At 68.6% G+C, this 21080-nt stretch carries 14 protein-coding genes and 6 pseudogenes; 9 read left to right on the forward strand and 11 right to left on the reverse strand.

The window, feature by feature from the left end; all coding sequences use genetic code 11:
* Positions 1–256: 256 nt before the first annotated feature.
* A pseudogene (locus tag ABZ624_RS05100) lies at positions 257–506 on the reverse strand (ATP-binding protein); the annotation flags it as partial.
* A 159-nt stretch (positions 507–665) separates the two neighbouring features.
* Between ABZ624_RS05100 and ABZ624_RS05105 the strand changes: the two are divergent.
* The 3 genes and pseudogenes from ABZ624_RS05105 to ABZ624_RS05115 form a co-directional block, all read left to right on the forward strand.
* A pseudogene (locus tag ABZ624_RS05105) lies at positions 666–1075 on the forward strand (IS110 family transposase); the annotation flags it as partial.
* Between the two features lie 473 nt (positions 1076–1548).
* Positions 1549–2610, forward strand: coding sequence for an alpha/beta hydrolase-fold protein (locus tag ABZ624_RS05110; RefSeq protein ID WP_360082719.1), 1062 nt, complete (start codon positions 1549–1551; stop codon positions 2608–2610).
* A gap of 507 nt (positions 2611–3117) precedes the next feature.
* Positions 3118–3615 carry a peptidylprolyl isomerase gene (locus ABZ624_RS05115; protein ID WP_360082721.1) on the forward strand — a complete coding sequence of 166 codons (498 nt, stop codon included), beginning with the start codon at positions 3118–3120 and terminating at the stop codon, positions 3613–3615.
* Positions 3616–3967: 352 nt separating this feature from the next.
* Here the strand turns inward: ABZ624_RS05115 and ABZ624_RS05120 are convergent, their stop codons facing one another.
* From ABZ624_RS05120 to ABZ624_RS05145, 6 genes are all read right to left on the reverse strand, one after another.
* Positions 3968–4297, reverse strand: a complete 330-nt coding sequence (locus ABZ624_RS05120) for a hypothetical protein (RefSeq protein WP_360082723.1) — start codon at positions 4295–4297, stop codon at positions 3968–3970.
* A 74-nt stretch (positions 4298–4371) separates the two neighbouring features.
* The gene (locus tag ABZ624_RS05125) at positions 4372–4887 is read right to left on the reverse strand and encodes a hypothetical protein (protein ID WP_360082725.1); all 516 of its coding nucleotides are present in this window, start codon (positions 4885–4887) and stop codon (positions 4372–4374) included.
* A 311-nt stretch (positions 4888–5198) separates the two neighbouring features.
* Entirely contained in the window at positions 5199–6323 is a 1125-nt protein-coding gene (locus ABZ624_RS05130) for an alpha/beta hydrolase-fold protein (protein WP_360082727.1), read from the reverse strand.
* A 214-nt stretch (positions 6324–6537) separates the two neighbouring features.
* Complete coding sequence (locus ABZ624_RS05135; RefSeq protein ID WP_360082729.1) at positions 6538–7398, reverse strand: polysaccharide deacetylase family protein; 861 nt, start codon at positions 7396–7398, stop codon at positions 6538–6540.
* A 486-nt stretch (positions 7399–7884) separates the two neighbouring features.
* Positions 7885–9105, reverse strand: coding sequence for a metallophosphoesterase (locus ABZ624_RS05140; RefSeq protein ID WP_360082731.1), 1221 nt, complete (start codon positions 9103–9105; stop codon positions 7885–7887).
* Positions 9106–9666: 561 nt separating this feature from the next.
* Positions 9667–11412 (reverse strand): TIGR03767 family metallophosphoesterase, encoded by a 1746-nt coding sequence (locus ABZ624_RS05145; protein WP_360082733.1) that lies wholly within the window; start codon positions 11410–11412, stop codon positions 9667–9669.
* A 583-nt stretch (positions 11413–11995) separates the two neighbouring features.
* Between ABZ624_RS05145 and ABZ624_RS05150 the strand changes: the two are divergent.
* Positions 11996–12173, forward strand: a pseudogene (locus ABZ624_RS05150) (SAM-dependent methyltransferase); the annotation flags it as partial.
* 443 nt (positions 12174–12616) lie between these two features.
* Here ABZ624_RS05150 and ABZ624_RS05155 read toward each other — a convergent pair.
* Positions 12617–13004, reverse strand: a pseudogene (locus ABZ624_RS05155) (GAF domain-containing protein); the annotation flags it as partial.
* Between the two features lie 631 nt (positions 13005–13635).
* Between ABZ624_RS05155 and ureC the strand changes: the two are divergent.
* Positions 13636–13813, forward strand: a pseudogene (gene ureC / locus ABZ624_RS05160) (urease subunit alpha); the annotation flags it as partial.
* Positions 13814–13899: 86 nt separating this feature from the next.
* On the opposite strand, the gene ABZ624_RS05165 reads toward ureC, so the two are convergent.
* A complete protein-coding gene (locus ABZ624_RS05165; protein ID WP_360082735.1) occupies positions 13900–14037 on the reverse strand; it encodes a hypothetical protein in 138 nt (45 codons plus the stop codon).
* A 167-nt stretch (positions 14038–14204) separates the two neighbouring features.
* A pseudogene (locus ABZ624_RS05170) lies at positions 14205–14288 on the reverse strand (class I SAM-dependent methyltransferase); the annotation flags it as partial.
* Between the two features lie 123 nt (positions 14289–14411).
* Between ABZ624_RS05170 and ABZ624_RS05175 the strand changes: the two are divergent.
* From ABZ624_RS05175 to pntB, 3 genes are all read left to right on the forward strand, one after another.
* A complete protein-coding gene (locus ABZ624_RS05175) occupies positions 14412–15245 on the forward strand; it encodes a PIG-L family deacetylase (protein WP_360083203.1) in 834 nt (277 codons plus the stop codon).
* Between the two features lie 882 nt (positions 15246–16127).
* Entirely contained in the window at positions 16128–17690 is a 1563-nt protein-coding gene (locus tag ABZ624_RS05180) for a Re/Si-specific NAD(P)(+) transhydrogenase subunit alpha (protein ID WP_360082737.1), read from the forward strand.
* A 6-nt stretch (positions 17691–17696) separates the two neighbouring features.
* Entirely contained in the window at positions 17697–19163 is a 1467-nt protein-coding gene (gene pntB / locus ABZ624_RS05185) for a Re/Si-specific NAD(P)(+) transhydrogenase subunit beta (RefSeq protein WP_360082739.1), read from the forward strand.
* A 585-nt stretch (positions 19164–19748) separates the two neighbouring features.
* Here the strand turns inward: pntB and ABZ624_RS05190 are convergent.
* The gene (locus ABZ624_RS05190) at positions 19749–19985 is read right to left on the reverse strand and encodes a hypothetical protein (RefSeq protein ID WP_360082741.1); all 237 of its coding nucleotides are present in this window, start codon (positions 19983–19985) and stop codon (positions 19749–19751) included.
* A 583-nt stretch (positions 19986–20568) separates the two neighbouring features.
* Between ABZ624_RS05190 and ABZ624_RS05195 the strand changes: the two genes are divergently transcribed.
* On the forward strand, positions 20569–20853 hold the full coding sequence (locus ABZ624_RS05195) for a hypothetical protein (RefSeq protein ID WP_360082743.1): 285 nt from the start codon (positions 20569–20571) through the stop codon (positions 20851–20853).
* Positions 20854–21080: the final 227 nt, after the last annotated feature.

Genomic DNA, 21080 nt, shown 5'->3' on the forward strand with positions numbered 1-21080 from the left:
CGGCCATCGGTACCCTGGCCGAGCGTGTCACCAGCGGCGTCATGCTCCTGCACCTGTTCGGCGCCCACGGCGTCGAAAGCGTCCGGGAGGCGCTGGTCACCACTCCGACGGTCCCTGACCTGGGCCAGGGGAGCGAGATGGGCGCCCACGGCGCGTTCACCATCGCCACCGGCATCCCGGTCTGCTCCGGCAGCACTTCCCAAGGGCACCGACCTGTCGGTCCTCACCCGCAGGGACCCCGGACACCGTCGCCGCCGAGCTCAAGCTCGACCGCATCGAGCTCGGAGCGGGTACAGGCCACGCCGAGATCGCCCTCGTCAAAGGCGCCGGTGACCATGAGCGGAATGCCGCCGACGATCCTGGATGGGATGGCTGTGGATCTCGTCGTCGCCGAGCGGTCGCAGCAGCCGGGAGCCGCGTCCGGGTGGCTTCTTGACCACGGCTTCGAGGGACGTGATCCGCGGGTTGATGCCCCGCAGGTGCTCCTTGGTTTCGCCCCTGCGCGCGCCCGCAGGCGGCCGTCAGAGCCGTCCTCTGTCGGACACGCGCGCGTGGTGCACGCCGACGGAGCCAGGGCGGGGGCCCTCTGGGGTGGCTCCCTGGGTTTCGTATGCCTGCACACCGCGGTGGTCGTCGCCGCCGTACGGGCCTGGGTGTGCCGGTGGAAGAAGGCGCTCGACAAACGACTGCCCAACAGCGAGCCGAAGTTGCGTGAGGCCTTCGAGAACCTGCAGTCCAAGCACGGGATAGTGCTTGTAGTGGTCGACCAACCCGCGTCGATCGGCGCCCTGCCCCTGGCGGTCGCCCGCAACGCAGGCTGCAGGTTGTCTATCCACCCGGACGGACCATGCGCCGGATCGCCGACCTCTAGCCGGGCGAGGCCAAGACCGACGTGAGGGATGCGTTTCATCATCGCGGACGCGCCCGCGTCATGCTCCACACCCTACGGGCCGTCGAGCTGAGCGACCAGATGGTCGCCGAGCCGGAAATGATCTTCGGCTTCGACGACGACCTCGCAGGGGAAACCACCCGCATCGCCAACCGGCTGCGCGGTCTGCTCACCCAGATCCACCCCCTCGCTGGAACGGGTACCGGTCCCGCGCGTCCAGCACCGTGCTGTTGACACGCTTCGGCTCCCCGGCAGTTGAGGAAGGCCGGACGCCGCCACGAGGGGAAGACCCCGAACGCGGACGAACCCTACGACGAGGCCCTGGACTGCCCCGGGCCCAGCGGCGCCGGCCGAGCGTTCCCGTCGGCCCGGGACTTTCCGGAGACAGACCCTGCCGACGGCGCCGCCTCACCGGCCGAGGGCCCACGGTCACGCCTTCACACCCGGCCGGAAAGCCCGGCTGCCGGGCTCCGGCCGTCACGCGAGCACCCCGGGCCCCGCAGGCCGCCGTCGCCCGTGCCACCGCCCTCTGACGATCACTCGCCTAGTCCTGTCCCGTCGGACGGAACCGGTGATCGGCGGGTCCCCTCTAGCCAAGTAGCCGGTATGCGTGGCCGCTACATCCCGTAGTGCCCGCTTCACTCCAGAAAGATGGTCGTGTGTCTCTCACCGGAACGCCGTTCTTCGTCGCCCTCATCGTCGCGACGGTCGTGGCGATGGTTGGCACGATCGCCCTGTGGACCAGGATCCGCGGGCCCAGGACGGTGCGTTGGCTGGCGCACGCCGTGATGATCGGCCTGTGCCAGCTCACCGCGATCAGCGTCGTGGCTACCTGGATCAACAACAGCTACGGGCTGTATGCGTCCTGGGACGACCTCATGGGCAACACGGACAACACCAACGCGGTCGCGATGCCAGGGCCGCCGGTGCAACGCGCGAAGTTCAACCACAGCACCAAGGGCGGCGTCCTGGACACGTACTTCCACGGCCAGAAGTCCGCCCTGTCCGGGCAGGTGCTGGTGTGGAAGCCGCCGCAGTACGACGAGCCGGCCTACAAGAACAAGCGGTTCCCGGTCATCATGCTGCTGCACGGCGTGCCCGGATCCCCGGAGTCCTGGCTGGAGCACGGCGGCATGCCGGGCGCCTTCACGGACCTGCTGAGGCAGGCCAAGGTGCACCCCTTCATCCTGGTGATGCCCGTGGTCAACCCGGGCAGTGTGGACACCGACTGCACCGACCTCCCCAACCGCAAGGTGGCGACCTGGATATCGGTGGATGTCCCGGACCTGGTCAGTCACAAGTTCCGCACCCTGCGGGGTCCCGGTGGCTGGGGCGTGATGGGCTTCTCGACCGGCGGCTTCTGCGCCGCGAAACTGCCCCTGCAGTACTCGAACGTCTTCGGCGCGGGCGCAGCGCTCGACCCCGACCCGCTGACCGGCGACGAGTCCGTCCTCCCGGACCCGACCGTGCGCCGGCTCAACAGCCCGACCTACCTGGTGCGGCACACGAAGTCCCGCGTCTGTCTGTTCCTCGCCACCTCACGCGAGGACCGTCTCAGCCCGCCCTCCTCCATCACGCAGTTCCAGGCGGCCGCGGCGTCCTCACCGGTCACGGTGCGCACGCTGTTCCTGCCGAACGGCGGCCACAACTACAACACCTGGTCCGCGGAGTACCCACCGGCGTTCGCTTGGCTCAGCCAGTGGCTCTCCGCGCCGCACTGACCCCGGCTGCGGGGTTGGCTCAGCGGGTGGTCGGTTTTTGCCGAGCAGGTCGTGATCGTGTGGCGGTAGGCGGTAGGCGGCAGCAAGGTGAGTGAGGTTGGCGGTGTGTCTCTCGCTGGGCAGGGGCTGCACGCGCAGCGCGCTGGGCGCGCACGGCCACGTGGTGTCGGCTGGAGGTGGAGGTGAACTGGGGGCCATGGCCGGGTGGGTCGCCGGCTGCTGGGCGAATGCGGCAGTGGGCGGGGGAGCGGTACGGTAGTGCTCCTCGGCGAGGCGCTCCAGCGCGTTGGCGTCGGGCTGCCGGATCGGTACCGGTCCCGTCACAGAGCGCGGTCCTGCGCGTGCTGCGAGCGGCTCCGCCCCGCCTACCGAATGCGGCTCGCCGCACCTGATGCGGCCGCACCCGGCCGTACGACCCCCCGGCGCCTGAGGCTTGGCGCGTCCTGGATGCCCGGTGACCGGTGGCGCGTTTCGGCGTGCCCGGCACCGGGTGACAGGATGACCCCCATGAGCAACGTGTACTTCGACATCAATATCAACGGCGCCTTTGCCGGCCGGATCGTCTTCAGCCTGTTCGACGAGGTCGTTCCGAAGACCGCGCGCAACTTCCGTGAGCTGGCCACGGGCCAGAACGGCTATGGCTATGCCGGTTCGGGCTTCCACCGTGTCATTCCCCAGTTCATGCTGCAGGGCGGTGACTTCACCAACCACGACGGGACCGGTGGCAAGAGCATCTATGGCGAGAAGTTCGAGGACGAGAACTTCGAGCTGAAGCACGACCGCAAGTACCTGCTGTCGATGGCGAACGCCGGCCGCAACACCAACGGCTCGCAGTTCTTCATCACCACCGTCCTCACCCCCTGGCTCGACGGCAAGCACGTCGTCTTCGGCGAGGTCGTCGAGGGCCAGGAGCTCGTCGACCAGATCGAGGCCCTGGGCTCGCAGTCCGGCGCTCCCAAGGGCAAGGTCGAGATCGCGGCCTCCGGCGTCGTCGACGCCGCCTGATCCCAGTATCGGTCGTCGCACGACCGGTGGGACCGATATTCCTGGGGAGCCGGGGCTCACGGACGGTGCGGGGAGGGGACAAATCCGCCGCCACGCTGCCGGTCAGCGCGTCCCCCTCGACCGTTCCGTGGCTCTCGGTGTCGTCAACCGCAGGCGCGGGAAAGGGCATATTCGCAATATGCGGACGACGCGCTTGAGAGATTTCCCTAGCCGTGATGCCGATCTCGAATTTTCCCCAGTGCTGTTCTTCGCCCCAGTCGGTTCACGGAGTGAACCAACTGGGGAATGTGGGGAGCGGAAAGCAGAAGGACTCACCGTCACTCGGTCGGTGAGTCCTTCTGAGCGGGGCGACTCAGTGGGAGGAGATGAAGCCCTCCGACTGGTCGAGAGGGAACGGAGAGCCGGAGCTCTCGGGAATCCATCCGTTGGCGCGAGCGGTTCGAATGCTGTCAGCAACGTCGGAAGGCAGGACAGGGTTGGCCTGTGTGCCGAACCAGTTGCTGGGGTGTGGCTGGTTGGCCGTGATCACCAGAGTGGTGCCGGGAGTCTCGGCGTGTTCGACCGCATAGGTCAGGGGCGACCAGACCAGTCCCTGGTCGTAGGTGGGCCTCCCGCGAAGCCTCCATCGGTAGGTGGTGCCGTCGACGGTGATGCGCCGCGACCCCTTCTTCACCAGTGCCATGCCCACGTCCTTTCTCAAGGGCGAGGGTAGTGAATGGCCACTGACCATGTCCCACGGGTTTCCTGCGCCCGGGTTCAGCTTCTGCGCATCGAAATGACGATCACGTCCCACCGAGTGGTGTAGTCACTGGTCGAGCTGGTTCGGTTCCGGTGGGGGAAGCCGGTGGTCATCCCCAGTCGGTTTGTCCCGGAATCCGGGCCGGTCGCGTCGGCATGTTTCGGTGGGCGCACCGCGTGGAGTGCGTGGCGGTCCTTGACCATCACGAAGGAGTGCTGACCTCTGAGGTAGCAGGTCGGGGTTCCTGTAATCCGACTCCTGACCCGCTGCGGCGGGGCGCCTTTCCAGTGCAGGCGCAGGTGGTTGGGATCGGGGTCGACCTCCACCTCGGCGAAGCCGGGTATGCGCGCCCGGTCGGACTCGGAGAGCCCTTCGGTGATCAGGCCTGCAACGGCGTCGAGAGACCTGCTGGCGTTCGTCCTATCCGCGAGGCTGCCTGCGTGGTCGGCGCAGAAGAGGCGCCTGCCAGAGGCGGGATGACGAACGGTACTGCGGCGGCCAGGGCTGCGGCTGGCAGGACGAATGCCATCCATCTGGGACGTGCACCGTGCTTCATATGCCGCTGTCTTCCTGCTGGAACCAGCATGACGTGAACATGCTCTTAGGGGTTCTCGTGGCACAGGCCCGCTAGATAAAGCGGTGCTCGGATTTCGGAGAAGGTTGCGAAGCAGGTAGTTGCAGGGCTGAGGTGCACAGCGCGGTTCCTGCCGACCCAGTGCCCAAGTCCGTACGGTAGATGGAGGCCCGGCGTCGTGGCGACGACGCGGTCGGGCGATCCATGGCTCTCCCGCCGATCGCGAACCGCGTCCAGTTCCGCGCTTTGCGGGGTGTCAGCACCGATGGCTCAGTGGGCGACCAGCCGCTGGCTCAGCCACTGCAGCATCGGCGGGATCTCGCGCCGCCAGGTGTTGAAGTTGTGCCCGCCGCTCGGGAGGATGATCGACGACATCCTGGTCACGTTGGTCGCCTGCACGCTCTTGATGAACTTGAGCGTGTCCTTGTAGTTGTGCTCACCGACCCTGCTGCTGGTGACGAGCAGCGACGTCTCGGGCGCGGCCAGATGCTTGAGCGTCCAGAAGAGGTCGGATCGATTCTGCAGGTTCTTGTCGCCGTGGAACAGGTCCCCGGTGGTGGGGTCGATCGGCGCCTTGTAGTACGGCGACAGGCCGGCGGCGGCCGCGTAGGAACCCGGGTGGTGCATGGCGATCTTCAGGGCGCAGTAACCGCCGGTCGAGTCGCCGACGACGCCCCAGCTGGCGGGCGTCTTGTCCACCCGGTAGCGGGCCATCACCGCATCGCGCAGGTCCTTGGCGAAGAACGTCTCGGTCTGCGGTCCGCCGGGCACGTCGACACACTCGGTGTCGCGCGGCGGCGCCACGGTCGGGCGCAGCATCACCAGGATCATCGGCTGCATCTTCCCGGCCATGGCCAGCTGCAGCGCCGTACTCGGGTAGTGCAGCTTGTCCACCAGCGCCTGGGCTGTGCCGGGGTAGCCGGTGAGGATGACGGAGACCGGGAACTTGCGCGTGCGGTTCTGCGGCTGGAAGTACTCGGGCGGCAGATACACGAACGCCGGCGTGGCCAGGTGGGTCGTACGGCCGATGATGTCCACCTTCTGGACCTGGCCGGCCACCTGCGGCAGCGTGCTGCTCGCACCGATGACCTTGGACGTGGCGACCACCTGGACGGGGCTGATGGCGCCGTCCGCTATATGATCGACGACCACTCCCTGGGCATTCTCTTGGCCGAACAGGTCCGCCCAGCTGGCGTAGAAACCGAAGGCCTGGTTCACGGCGAGGCCCGCCGAGGCGAAGAGCGCCAACTGGGTGCCGAGCAGCAGAACGACCCGCCCGCTGACGGCTCGCCAGTTCTGCCGGGCCAGGCGAGGCCACAGCCAGACCGTGCTGAGGAACAGTACGACGGCCAGGACGACCGCCAGCACCAGCACTTTGTTGCTCGTGAGTCCCATGGGCTGTTTCCTGCCTGCGCTTTCCGCCCGGTGCCCGCCCGCGCTTCGTTGCGAGGGCTTGTCCGGGACCTTCCTTGGCCTTTGACCGAGACAGAGGTGCAGATGTCGGTCGAGGTTCCGGCCCGATCCAGCCGGCTGTGGTGCATACTGCGCGGCCCGCGCCCCGAGACCGAAAGAGTGCAACGGCTGCGAAGCACACTGATTTCTGGTCGGTTCAGTGTCCGGTTGGCGGCTGGATGTAGTCCTCCAGGCGAGCCACCGCGAAGCCCTGCTCCTGGATGCGCCTGAGAAGATTCGCGAACATCTCCGTCATGGTGGCGCCCTTGAGCTCCGCAGGGCCGCGGAAATGAGCGAGGATTATGTCACCGGGACGCAGCTTCTTGCCTGGCTCCTGGTATTGCATAGTGCGTACCTGCATGGACTCACGCCACCATACGATCGCTCGCGGCCCGCACTCTCCCACCGCGATCTTGGTGTTGTCGTTGTACGCCCCGTAGGGTGGCCGGAAGAGCAACGGGGCGGTGCCGAACTGCTGGGTGAGGATTTTCTGGTCGCCGCACACCTCCTGCTTCTGGCGGCCCAGCGGGATGGTGTTCATCGCGGGATGGTGCAGGGTGTGGTTCTGGATGTGGTTGCCCATCGCCTGCAGTGGCTTGAAGTACCCGTAGTCCGACTTGATGGCGTCGTTCATCAGGAACATCGTGATCGGGATCTTCAGGTCCCGCATCATCTCGATGAACTTGGGGTCCTTCTCCAGTCCGTCGTCGACGGTGATGAAGACGACCTTCTGGGATGTCGGTATGTGCGCGAAGACCGGGACCGGGCCGGTTGCGGACAGCTTGATGGGTTTGTCCGCCGGGGGCTCGGGAGCCGCGGGCAGCGGTGTCAGGCCCCACTTGTGCCAGGCGGCAGGCTCAGCCGTGACGTGCGACGCGGTCCCGGGCGTGCCGCCGACGGAGCCGGACGCCGGGCCGGTTGCCTCGCCACCGCTCGTGCCACAGCCGCCTACGGACAGGGCCAGGAGCACGCTGGCCAGCGGCGCGTAGAGCCTGCCGCCTATGTTGCGTCGCTTCACCGTACCGGTCTCCTGACTGCAAAGCTGACCTTGACCTGGTGGAAAGTAGCCGTGGCATGAAAGACGAAGTTCAGCTGCATGAAAGGCGAAGTTCAGCGGAGGGTGAGAATGTGACCAAGGCCGACATGACCCCCGGCGCCATGCCAAGGATCGTACGGACCGGTACCAGACCGCCGAAGAGATGCGCGACGCCATCGGGGAGGTACTGGCAGGCCGTGCCACGGCGGTCACTTCACCGCTGCCGGATCCACCTGCGACCGCTCGGACACCCAGCTACCGCCGCCCCGGGAGCCCCGGAAAGTACGCCCCGTGCGTCGACGGCGCATCCGCCGGCCACTCCAGGCAGTGGCAGTGCTGCCGGCAGCCGCCGTGTGCGTCTACGTGATCACCGGGCCCCGCACCACGACTCACGTGGCGAGATGTGAACTCAAGACCAGATCACTAGCTCGAGGACACCTCCAAGCGGATGTGTTGGCCCGCCCAGTGCTACGGCGAGGTGGGCAGGCGCGGTGAGCGGAGCACGAGCAGGGTGATCTCGCTGGGGGCGAAGACGCGGAACGGCGGGCCCCAGAAGCCGGTGCCGCGGCTGGTGTAGAGGAGGGTGCGGGTGCCGTGGTGGCTGAGGCCGGCGAGGGCGGGCTGGTCGATGCGGACCAGGTGGTGGAAGGGCCAGATCTGGCCGCCGTGGGTGTGGCCGGAGAGCTGGAGGTCGATGCCCTCGGCTGCCGCCCGGTCGACGAACTTGGGCTGGTGTGCCAGGAGCAGGACGGGCAGGTCGGGGTCGGCGCCGTCCAAGGCTCCGGCGAGGTGGGCGCGGTGGCCTGCCAGGCCGGAGGACTCGGCGGTGACATCGTCCACGCCGGCGACCACGAGGGTGTCGCCTCCGCGTTCGAGCAGCAGATGGCGGTTGCGCAGCGGCTCCCAGCCCAGCTCGTCCATCAGGTCGACCCAGCCCTGGGCCTCGCTGTAGTACTCGTGGTTGCCGGTGACGTAGACACGGGCCCGGGTGGCCCGCACGGTACCGAGTGGGACGGCCTGGGCGCGGCGGCGTTCGGCCGTGCCGTCCGCGATGTCGCCGGTGTGGCAGACCAGGTCGGCTTCCAGCGTGTTCACCGTCTCGCATACCCGTGCCGACCAGCGGGCGCGATCGAGTGGGCCGTAGTGGGTGTCGGTGATGAGGACGACGCGTATGCCGTCCAGCCCGGCACCCAGGCGTGGGAGTTGCACGTCGAGTCGGCGCACGCGTGGCACGCGGCGGGCCTCGGCGTACCCCCAGGCGAGCAGTACGGCGGTTGTGCCGAGGACAGCCCAAGTGACGATTCGGGCCCGGTCCTGGCTCTCGCCGACCCCGGCCACGGTCAGGGCGAGCCGCAAGAGAACCCCGATCAGAACGGACCAGGTGAACAGCACCCAGCTGGTGCCCAGCAGGGTGTCACCGATGATCGCCGCCCGGTCCTGCTGGCGCCGGCCGTGGCCACGCACCATCGCGAGCGGCATACCGACGAGGCCGAGGACGAACAGGGCGGTGCCGACCAGCGTGACGGGCAGCGGCCAGTGCTGGCCGGTGTGCAGGAGCACCCAGCAGGGCACGGCCCACAGCAGGACGGGCGCGATCAGCGGGATGTAGCGCATCAGACGGTGCAGCCGGCTCTGCCGCGGCGCTTGCGCTTCAGCCTCGGCGGGCCGGGTGCTGCTGGTGTCGGTCACGCTTCCCCTCCCTGACCAGGCTGCCGTCTCGCGCACTGTACCCGGTCGCCCTCGGGCCGGCTGGACCGGCGTTCATGGACGCGGCCCCCTTGGGGCGAAGGGTTCTGTGCGGGATGGCAAAAGGCGCCGCAGGCACCATTCTTGGCATGAGCCGTGATCAGGGCGCTGCCGGTGGTGCGGGTACGCGGCTGCGGCTCGGGCCGGGTGTCGATGGCAGGCATGGTCTGCTACAAGCCCGGCGAGCGGGCGACGCTGATCTGCGCGGTGCGCGAGTACACCGGCCGGCCGAAAGGCTTCGGCCGGCACCACTTCTGCGAGCCGACCGTCCGCACCCACACTGATCGGTGTTCCAGCTGCCGCCCACGCACCCGACCTCAACCCCACGAGGGCATCTGGTCGCTGGTCCGGTGCGACATCGGCAACCTCGCCGCAGCCGACCCCGGCCAGATCGCCCGAGCCGTGAAGCACCGGCTCAAGAAGTCCCAGTGCCGCTCAGAGCTGGTCGACGGCTGCCAGGCCGGCACCCGCCTGCCTCTGCATGGCGGCGAGCAAACGACCGGCCTACGTCGCGGGCTTCGTCAACAGCAGTTCGGTGTTGTGGTCTGCCGCGGTGCCGATGCGGGTGGTGGGGGTGGCGTAGGGGTCGTTGTAGGCGAGTTCCCGGTACAGCGCGGCGAGGCCGGGATCGGAGGTGTCGGTGAAGTCGGTCCGGTAGGGGGCGGCGGACTCGATGAGCGTGGTGAACAGCGACAGAGTGCCGTCCTGGTTGTCGGCGATCTCGATGATCCGGGCGTGGTGCGGGTAGTCGACGTGGGAGGCGGTGTTGATCTCCCAGAACGCGCGTTCGGGGACCGTGTGGCCGTGCGGGATGATCTGGTTGGTGTGGGTGTGCCCGTTGACCCAGGCCACGACGTTCGGGTAGCGCTGGAGGAGGGCGACCAGTTCGCCGCCGCTGTGGCGTGCTTCGAAGGGGTGGTACGGGTCGGGCAGCAGGTTGCCCATGGTGCCGCTGGTGTGGTGGCTGAAGACGACGACGAGGCGGCTGTCGGATCCGCCTCGGACCACGCTGCCGTTGGTGTCGTACCAATGCCCGCTGTGCGCCTTGAGGACCGACTCCAGCCAGTTCAGCTGCGCCGTGCCGAGCGAACCGTCCGCGAATCCCGCCCGGTTGGTGGTGTCGAGGCTGATGCCGAGGGCGCCGTCGGCGAGGTCGAAGGTGTAGTAGAGGTGTCCGCTGCTGACCGAGTCGTTGGTGAACCCGTGGCCGACGGGACCGGCTCCGGTGTACGCGGGGCTCAGGTGCGCCTTGGCGAACTCGGCCGGCGTGAAGGGGTGGCGCCGCTCGTCGGGGGTGACCGTGCGGATCGCGTCGCCGCTGGTCAGCAGCTTGCTCAGCAGCAGCACGGCCTCCGCCGGGTCGTGCAGTACGGCGTCCGCCAGCTGGATTGCGGTGGCGTCGTCGCAGCCCTCCAGCTTGCGGGAGCCGGTGTAGAGGTCGTTCAGCAGGCCGAGGTCGGGCAGGCTGCCCTCGATACTGTCGTCGTGGTTGCCGACTGTCGTGTACCACGGGAGGCTCAGCCCCGGGGCGTCGAAGGGGCGGATGGCGCCGCTCAGGAAACCGGGGATCTCCGGCAGGCCCTTGGCCTTGTAGACGTCCTGGAGGGACGACTCGGGGTTCCAGTACTGGGCGCTGCCGGAGTTCTGCACGCCTTCGTAGCGGGAGAGGTTTCCGCTGTTCGGGGCGACCCGGCCGCCGCTCATGACCGTCAGGTACCAGTCGAGCTCGATGCGTTCGTGGTTGTCGGTGTTGTCACCGGTGGCCATGACAAGGCTGAAGGGCAGGCCGGTGTAAGGCCCTTGGCGCACCGCGTTGACTCGTTCGACGAGGGACGAGGCGCCGCGCACGGTCAGCGTCTCCTGCGGCCGGTGCGCGCTGTCGTTCAACCGCGCCAGGTACTCGAACCGCACGGGCGACTCGGTGTCCGTCAGATGCAGGTCGGTGAACTGCACGAAGGAGGCGAGCCCGGTCCGCCGGTCGTCCCGCCCGGACGCGGCACCGGCCAGTTCGGCGCGCACCATGAGGGGCCAGCCGGGCCCAGCTGTCAGCCGTTTGTACGCTCCGTCGCCGGAGGGCGTGGCCACCTGTTCCAGCGTGGTCCCCTCGATCCGCACCGCGCGCGCGGCCGTGGCGGCGAGGGCCCGGTCCTGGGCACGTGCGCTGCTCGGTGTCAGCAGCGGCCACAGGGCGGCTCCTGCGGCTGCCGCGGATGCTCCCGACACGAACCGGCGACGGCTCATCTGGCTCATGAATCCCCCTGCCCATGGCGGCAATTGAGTGTCACGTCCGAGGACCGGGCGCGTCCGCCGGGGCAACCTTACTGACGGGTAGACAGGTGTCCAGGGCACAGATGCAAACTTGGGGGAAACAGGGGTAACGAGGTGCATCGGCCGACGGGGAACTCGGACGAAGGGCCTCTCCCCGCGTGACTGCTGGGCGAGTACGACCACCGCCTCGTCCGGTCCGTCAGTGGCGGGCGCGGCTGGCCGAGGGACCTGGCCGATGCCGCCCGTGCGATGGCAAAGGCACTGGACGCGTACGCGGACGCCGTCCAGAGGGCGAAGAAGAGGCCGGAGTACGAGCTGGAGATCGCTGGTGCAACGCCAGTGGCCGGCGGCGCATTCTCTGTTGTCACGGACGCCGCAGCGGCGTTGGCGGCCGGCATTGAGCCACCTCGCCGCCGGCCTGGGGGTTGCGGTGACGGAGGAGATCGCGACCATCGCCACCATCGCGGCTACGACGCCGGCGTCGGCGGCGTTCGCCGGCGTGGAGTCCCTCGGCGTGGATCTGGCCGTCGCCCAGCCGATGTCCGTCGCGCCGGTCGAGCAGAAGGGCGGACTCGTGGCCGGCTTCGGACTGGACAAAGTCCACCTGCCCGTGCGGCCCCAGCGTCACGCTGCCCGAGTACGACGACTGCTGCGCAACGGCCGGCCCCGCGCTCGTCGACCGCTTCGCCACCTGGGACGCCGCCCCATATGCCGGCGGCTACGCCGTCAGCGTCCACCGCCGCCGAGGTGCACCACGAGGTGTCCTTGCGCCACCACGCCGGTATCGTCAGCCATCGACTCGCCCCCATGTGAAGAGCGCTGAACTTGGCGCCTGCCTGCCCGCGCACCAGGGCTCTGGTCGTCTCGGTACACCGGGAATGCGAGTCAAGACCCGCCTTTGCTGCGTGGTCGGTTCGGTTCACCACCTCAGTCGCGGGAGCATCTGCGGACCAGGCAGTACTCAGCACTGCTACACGCACGCGCGTAGTGCAGGAGCGGTGCAAGGCATCTTGGCGTGGTCGCTGCGGGCGCTCTGCCGCGAATGCCAAGCACTGCGGCAACATACTTGACCGTGCTGCCGCGACTGACGCATGGGCGGAGTCGGCGTGTGGGAGCCGCGGTCGGGTGCTGGACGGCCGCGCCGGGGACGCTCCGAGACGGCCGCGTGCGAGTCCGGCAGCGCCGGTCAGCTGCGCCGGTGCGCCGACTCCTCCAGCCGCTCGACGAGCTCGGCAGCCATGGCCTTGATGGTTTCCAGCCCCTTGCGCCCCCACGGCTGCGGGTCCTGGTCGACCACGCAGATCGTGCCGAGCACCACGCCGGTGCTGTCTATCAGCGGTGCGCCCAGGTAGGAGTGGACGCCGATCGCGTCGACCACCGGGTTACCGGCGAACCGCGGGAAGTCCCGGATGTCCTCCAGCACCAGCGCCCGGCGGCGCTTGACGACGTGCGGGCAGATGCCCATGTCGATGTCGCGGGGCATGACCCGGCCCGGGCACCGGTTCCTCCAGCAACGGTGGTCCCCCGTGGACCGTGGTGTCCTGCGCGGCGCTGTACAAGCCTGCGAAGTACTGGTCGTCCGGCGTGGAAGGATCAGGCATAACAGTCCCCGGGCAGTGCGATGATCGGGCCGAGCTGCGCTCGTTATCGCGCACCAGGACCCCGGTGTCAACCCCTGGCGCGTACAGAAATCGAACCGTTGTCCTCAAGTGTGCTTCGGAGCGCCCGTCCCAAGGGTGCGAGTGAGGAAGGGGCCACCAGCACTGGGGACAGCGTCGCGCCAGCGGCCGCCACCGGCAGCCTGGTGCGCAATCGGCACGCGTCCACGAGGAATCCGTCAAGCAGCGAGCCGAGCGGGGTCTCGAAGTGCGCGCCGGAGTAAAAAAGGTCGCCGCTCGAGCGTCGGCGAGTGAGGCAACCGACCAGCAGGTGCCCTGCCTTTCGTCGTCCCGGTGCATCTCTGGGAAGTTCAGTCCGACACCGTGAAGTCCTGGAGTCCCCTTGCCCCCGGTGATGCGCGCCGTGCGGCACACCGGCTGGGACCCCCGCCTGCCTGACAGCGACTACGGCCGTTCAGTGATGGGGCCAACAGCTCGGCGAGCCCGGGCGGTTCGGTGCCGACCGGGGACCCGGACGCGGTCCGGGTCGCCATGCTGGTGCCCATCGCGGGCGCAGCCCGGCAGGACGGAGCACACCTGGGACCCGCTGCCGTGTTCCCGGTATGCGGCCCTGTACGGACCGACCACCGGGGACGGGATCCGGCTCGCCGACACCAATCCCGTCCTCAAGGTGGAGGACTACTGGTGCGGTGGGGCCTGGACGCAGTGGTGACGAGATGGTCTTCGGCGGCGGCAAGGTGGTCCACGAGTCCATGGGCCAGTCGCACATCCCGCGTGACGACCCCCCGCATGCCGGCGGACACAGGTCGGCGGCGCGTACGACGGACCAGCCCGCGGTGAGCGTCTCGGCCTAGGCGACGTTGATCCCGAGGTGCTTGCAGGGGTCGCTGTCCTCGCGGCGACCGGCGAGTTCGGTGACGACCTGGAAGGTTCCGCCGGGTGCCAGGACCTTCCGGACGCGGTCGAGGAAGGCCGGCTTGTCGTCCATCCACCGATAGACCAGGCGGCAGGTGACGACCGCGTACGCCCGGTCCGGCAGGGCGTTGACCCGTCGTCGGCGGCGAAGTCCATCAGATGCCGGGTCAGCCCTCCGCCGTGCTGGTGGCTCCGGGTTTTCTGGGCTGCTGCGGCGATGGCGCCGGGGGAGAAGTCGATGCCGGTGGCGCGGTAATCGAGCTCGTGGAGGTGGTGGGTGAGGGCGCCGTCGCCGGTGCCGATGTCGAGGGCCCGGGCGTCCACGGCCGGGTCCGACGTGATCCGCCAGAAGCGTGCGCGGTACGCCTTTCACCCAATATCGCGGCGAGCGCTTATACGCCTGCCGCAGACTCGGACCGAGGCATTTTCACACAGGAGGAGTGTTTCATGAATGACTGGCCCTTGACGCTCATGGCGGTGCACGCCCACCCCGACGACGAGGCCACTGGAACGGGAGGTGTCCTCGCGCGATACGCGGCGGAGGGCATCCGCACGGTCCTCGTGACGTGCACCGACGGCAGTTGCGGTGACGGACCGGGGGGTGTCAAGCCGGGCGATCCCGGGCACGATCCGGCAGCCGTCGCCTTGATGCGGCGTCAAGAACTTGAGTCGAGTTGCGAGATTCTGAAGGTCAGTCATCTGGAGACGCTGGACTACGCCGACTCCGGGATGATGGGCTGGCCGGCCAATGACGCCCCCGGATCCTTTTGGCGGACACCCGTGGAGGAGGGCGCTGCCCGACTCGCGCAACTCTTGCGCCGCTACCAACCCGATGTGGTCGTCACCTACGACGAGAACGGCTTCTACGGCCACCCCGACCACATCCAGGCAAACCGCATCACGATGACGGCGCTGGCGATGACCCTGCGGACACCGAAGGTGTACTGGACGACAGCGCCCCGCTCGATGATGCAGCGGTTCGGGGAGGCCATGCGCGAGTTCCATGCGGACTGGCAGGAGCCGGATCCGGCCGAGGCCGCCGCGTTGGCCGAGCTCGGACTCCCCGACGAGGAGATCACCACCTGGGTGGACACGACCGCATTCGGCGGTCAGAAGTTCGACGCGCTGGCCGCGCACGCCAGCCAGGGCGAGAACATCTTCTTCCTCAAGATGGGCCAGAAAAGGTTCACCGAATTGATGGGCGTCGAGACCTTCGTACGTGTCCAGGACACCACCGGCGCGGCCGTGCCCGAGAACGACCTCTTCGCCGGACTGCGCTGATCCGCCCGCTTTCCGGGGGCCTGGGAAAGCTCATGGTCGGTACGGCTCGATTGAGCGTGCTCGCACATCTGGAGCCTTGTTCACAAGGATCCGCTCCGCGCGTCCATTGATCATCAGGGTGGCCCTGCTCGGCAGCGTGGCGGTCACGAGGACGTCGGTCCCCCACCTGGGCAGGGCCGTCGAGCGGGGAACGTTCGACAGGGCTGGGCGGGGATCAACCGTACCGGCTGGCGGCCAGTGTCCATGCCGAGCTGCAGGCCGCCCCGCTCAGCGCGTCCCCGGAGCAGATGCGGGCTGCGGGTCTGCACAGATCAGCATCGCTGGCGGTGCGTGATCCCGCTCCGCCGTCGGTTGCGGCCATGGACGCTCGGATGCGGGCAGGAAGTCGAGCAGCGGTCAGCCGACCGGCGACGGCGCACGCTCTGTGTGGCGCGCTCTGACGCCGGCGGAAAAGGGTGGGCAGGATACGGGGTCGTCGTGGTCCGCCTGGTGCGGTCCGACGCCGTGAGACTCGGGACGAGGGCAAGGCCAGGCTGGTCACCCCCCAGCCCCACAGTCGGCGACACCGTGCCGGAAAGGTGGAACGCAGCAGCGGCGAGACGGCGGGGGCCCAGACCATGGGCGATGTAGTAGCAACTGGAAGTCGTCGCCCCGGTCGCCGACGGACCCTCAGGTCCCGTTGCCCTCCTGCGGTCGGACCCGCCGCAGGCGAACGGCGAAGCGGCGACCGCCGAGTGAAACACACCACGGTTATTGCCCGTAGGCATGGGCGGCCCTGACGGGTAGGTTCCCACGACCGGCGTCCATGGGAACGAGCCCTGTGGACGCCCTTGTGATCGCGGATAGCCCGTCAAGCCCTCCTCCCAGGAGAGAACACGATAAATGTCTGCACAAGAACCTGCGCACCACCCACCCCGGCGCATCGGCGTGGTGGCCGAGTCCGTCTCCGGTGAGACGCGTGTCGCGGCGACGCCGGCGACCGTGCGTCAGCTGCTCGACCTCGGTTACGAGGTCGTGGTGGAGTCCGAGGCCGGCGCGGCGTCCGGCTTCAGTGACCAGGCCTACCTCGATACCGGCGCCGAGATCGGTGAGGCCTGGGACGCGGATGTCGTGCTGAAGGTGAACTCCCCCTCCGACGCGGAGATCACCCGGCTGCGGCACGGCGCGACCATGGTCGCCCTGCTGGCACCGGCCCAAAGGCCGGAGCTGCTTCGGACACTCGCCGATGCCGGAGTGACCGCTCTGGCGCTGGACGCGGTGCCCCGCATCTCGCGCGCGCAGTCGATGGATGTGCTGTCGTCGATGGCCAACATCGCCGGGTACCGGGCGGTCATCGAAGCCGCGCACGTCTTCGGCCGGTTCTTCACCGGCCAGGTCACCGCGGCGGGCAAGGTGCCGCCGGCGAAGGTGCTGGTCGCCGGCGTGGGCGTGGCCGGTCTGGCGGCGATCGGCGCCGCCTCCAGCCTCGGCGCGATCGTCCGGGCCACCGACCCGCGGCCCGAGGTCGCCGACCAGGTGAAGTCGCTGGGCGGCGAGTACCTCCCCGTGCACGTCGCCCAGGAGACGAGCACCGACGGCTATGCCAAGGCGACCTCGGCCGACTACGACCGTGCCGCCGCCCATCTCTACCACGAGCAGGCCGGCGACGTGGATATCGTGATCACCACCGCGCTGATCCCGGGCCGGCCGGCGCCGCGCCTGCTGACGGCCCGGGATGTGGCGGTCATGAAGCCTGGCAGCGTCATCGTGGACATGGCCGCCGCCCAGGGCGGCAACGTCGAGGGCACCGTGCCGGGGCGTGCGGTGGTCACCGACAACGGCGTCACCATCATCGGCTACACCGACCTGGCTTCCCGGCTGCCCGCCCAGGCCTCGCAGTTGTTCGGCACCAACCTGGTGAATCTGCTGAAGCTGCTCACACCCGGCAAGGACGGGCAGTTGACGATCGACTTCGACGACGTGGTGCAGCGGGCGGTGACCGTGGTGCGGGACGGCGACGTCACCTGGCCGCCGCCGCCCGTCGCCGTCTCGGCAGCGCCCGCCGCGCAGCCCGCGGCCGCGCCCGAACCGCCCGAACCGAAGCAGTCGACATCGAAGCTGACGCCTGCCTGGCGCGTCGGCCTGACCGGGCTCGGCATGCTCGCCATGTTCCTGCTGGTGGCCTTCGCCCCCGCCCAACTCGCGGGTAACTTCACCGTGTTCGCCCTGGCGGTGGTGATCGGCTACTACGTCATCGGCAAGGTGCACCACGCGCTGCACACCCCGCTGATGTCGGTGACCAACGCGATCTCCGGGATTGTCGTGATCGGCGCCCTGTTGCAGATCGGGCACGAGAACCGGCTCGTCACCGCGCTGTCCTTCGTGGCGATCCTGCTGACGAGTGTCAACGTCTTCGGAGGTTTCGCCGTCACCCGCCGCATGCTGTCCATGTTCTCGAAAGGCTGAGCCGAGATGACCTCTCTGACGGCTTCCCACGCTGCCGACCTGGTCGCCGCCCTGTTGTTCATCCTCAGCCTGGCCGGCCTGTCCCAACACCGCACCTCCCGTGCCGGCGTCGTCTACGGCATCGCCGGCATGGTCCTCGCGCTGCTCGCCACCATCGTGGTGGCGGCGCAGAGCATCACCGCCGGGGCGGTGGCCCTGATCGTGCTGGCCATGGCGCTCGGCGCGGCGATCGGCCTGTGGCGGGCCCGCCGCGTCGAGATGACGCAGATGCCCGAACTGATCGCGGTGCTGCACAGCTTCGTCGGCCTCGCCGCGGTGCTCGTGGGCTGGAACAGCTACCTGGAGGTGGAGGCGCACGGCACGGCTCAGAACCGGATCGGCGCCGATCTGCTGGGCATCCACCATGCCGAGGTGTTCATCGGCATCTTCATCGGAGCGGTCACCTTCACCGGCTCGATCGTCGCGTTCCTGAAGCTCTCGGCACGCATCAAGTCCCGTCCGCTGATGCTGCCCGGCAAGAACGCGCTCAACATCGGCGCGCTTGTTGCGTTCGTCGCGCTGACCGCCTGGTTCACGATCAGCCCCGACCTGCCGCTGATGATCGCGGTCACCGTGCTGGCGCTGACCCTCGGCTGGCACCTGGTCGCCTCGATCGGCGGTGGCGACATGCCCGTCGTCGTCTCCATGCTGAACAGCTACTCGGGCTGGGCGGCGGCCGCGGCGGGCTTCCTGCTCGACAACAACCTGCTCATCGTCACCGGCGCGTTGGTGGGCTCCTCCGGCGCCTACCTGTCCTACATCATGTGCAAGGCGATGAACCGGTCGTTCCTGTCCGTCATCGCGGGCGGTTTCGGCATCGAGGCGCCGTCCGGCCGCGAGGACGTGCAGGGCGAGCACCGCGAGGTGCGGGCGGCGGAGGCGGCAGAGATGCTCGCCCAGGCGCACTCGGTGATCATCACCCCCGGTTACGGCATGGCCGTAGCCCAGGCCCAGCATCCGGTCGCGGAGTTGACGCGGCAGCTGCGCGAGCGGGGTGTCGAGGTCCGCTTCGGCGTCCACCCCGTCGCCGGTCGCCTGCCCGGGCACATGAACGTGCTGCTCGCCGAGGCGAAGGTGCCGTACGACATCGTCCTGGAAATGGACGAGATCAACGACGACTTCGCCGACACCTCCATCGTGCTGGTCATCGGCGCGAACGACACCGTCAACCCGGCCGCCACCGAGGACCCGGCCAGCCCGATCGCCGGCATGCCGGTGCTGCGGGTCTGGGAGGCGGAACGGGTCATCGTCTTCAAGCGCTCCATGGCCTCCGGCTACGCGGGCGTGCAGAACCCGCTCTTCTTCCGCGAGAACAGCAGCATGCTCTTCGGCGACGCCAAGCAGAGCGTCGAGGACATCCTGCATGCGCTCAGCACCAACGGCAGCCATGGGGCGGCCCCGGCCGCGCGTCAGACGACGGTGGCCGGCCGGTGAGCCGGTTCCGAGTTCGTTCGCCGTCCTGCCACAGGCGTCCGGACCGACTCGATGGTCCAGTTGCGGGGCTCGGCCGGTTGCGGTGCCCGTCGAAACGGGAGGCAACCGGCTGGCCATTCCGCGGCCCGGTGCTCTCGCAAGCCCGATGGCGCTCGGCGATCCGGCAGCTGGGTGCGATCGATGTGGAGCGGGCGGCAGAACCGACGAGGCGGCCCCAGCTGACTCCTGGCGTACGCCGACAGCGGTCTCAGAGGTGGAGCTTCCCTTGTGCCAACACAACCGTATCGTCAGCGGCCAACTCGCCCCTCGGACACCAGCTGAGACCCCTGTTGATCAGGGTTTTCTGCTTTCCAGGACTGTGGCGTGACCAACAGCCTGGAGACTCCCCAGGTCGGACCAGGGATGGCAAGCTGATCCGGCTCGCGTGGGACGCGGCCAGCTTGCGAGCGTTCTCCGTACGGCGCTTGCCGTACTTGCCCGCCGTGTGAGTGGTGCCGGACGTTGGCTGAGACCTCCACCAAGTTCTCTCCGGCCTCCAGAGCATTGGTCACATAGCTGTGACCCCAGTCGTGAATGCGGAAGTCGTCAGGGAGCTTCAGCCAGGTGCGCAGGGTGCGCCAGCGCGCCGAGATCTTCTCCGGGTCCTGTGTCCGCCCGCCTCCCTCGGTCGAGCTTGAAGCCGTCCCGGGCATACACAAGGTCGTGATCCACCCACGCCGGCCCGAGCCGCTTGCGCTCGGCGTCCTGTCGCTCCTTCTGCCAATTCAGAATGTTCATGCCGGACTGATCCACGAAGAAGCGGGCCGTCTGGCCGTCGTCCACGGTCGGGAACTTCCGTTCAGGAAGCGAACTGTGTCCTCGCCGGCGGCCTGCGCGTCGCGTACGTGCTTCAGAAACTGCGCCTCGGAACGGACTGGACCACCCACCACGGCGATGCAGCCCGTGACGAACCCCACGAGCAGGAACACCACGACGGCCCCGGCAACGGACAGTCCCAGGACCATGAACCGGCGGCGGAAAGCGGACGCCGCGGGAGCGGCGGAAGGAGTCGGCGTCATGAAGCCATCCGAACACCGCCACCCAGGCCGACGGCACCGTCGCCCCACTCGGTCTCGTACTCAGAAGGGCCGGAGTGCCCGGAGAGTCCTCATGGCCTCTCTGAGGCTCTGAGCACCTGTCTGGCGAACGGTGCCCACTTGGGCGCTCAGTCGGTCACACCTGCGCACTTCAGTCAGCGCCTGGAGCAGCCGAGAGTGAGTACGTCTGCGCACTTGGTTGAGTAGAGCGCCTCATGAAGTGCGCGAGGGCTGCCGACGATCATCGGCTTATGAATCCTCAGACGTATGCGAGGCTCTACGGCCCGTGGAAGCCGGCCCCGTCGGCCACAGCCCGTCCAGGGGTCACGTTGCTGACGGCTCTGCTCGGCGTTGCCACGGTCCTGTCGATGGCATGGCTGACTTTCCTGGTAGGCATGGTCGCACTGTGGGGCGCGGCGGAAGGGGCGGCCGTCGGGGGCTTTCTCGCGCAGTACGCGGCGGGCGTGGCCGGCGGTGCCGCGCTGCTCGCCGCGCTCGCCTTTGTGCCCGGGGTGCGGCGCATGACGCCGGCCGGGCGGCGGCTGTTGCTGACTGCGGTGGCGTGTCCTGTCCCACTCGTTCTTGCTGTCGTGACCTGGTTGGGCGCTGGCTGACCACTTCTCCTGCCTCGCACCGAACCGTTCACGGGGCGCATCACCGCAACGCCCGTGGTGACGAGGTACGCCGCCCATCCACTCGCCGAACTGAGCACCGTACTCGGCGAGACATGCCAACCGGAGCAGTTGACGCCGATATCGCCGCCGACCTGGGCAGGGGCAGGCACAGGCACCGGTCCGCCCCGACTCCTCGGTGAGACGGCCAGCGGGGCTTATGGTGCGGA

The organism is Streptomyces sp. NPDC007205, assembly GCF_040634095.1.
Classification (GTDB): Bacteria; Actinomycetota; Actinomycetes; order Streptomycetales; family Streptomycetaceae; genus Streptomyces.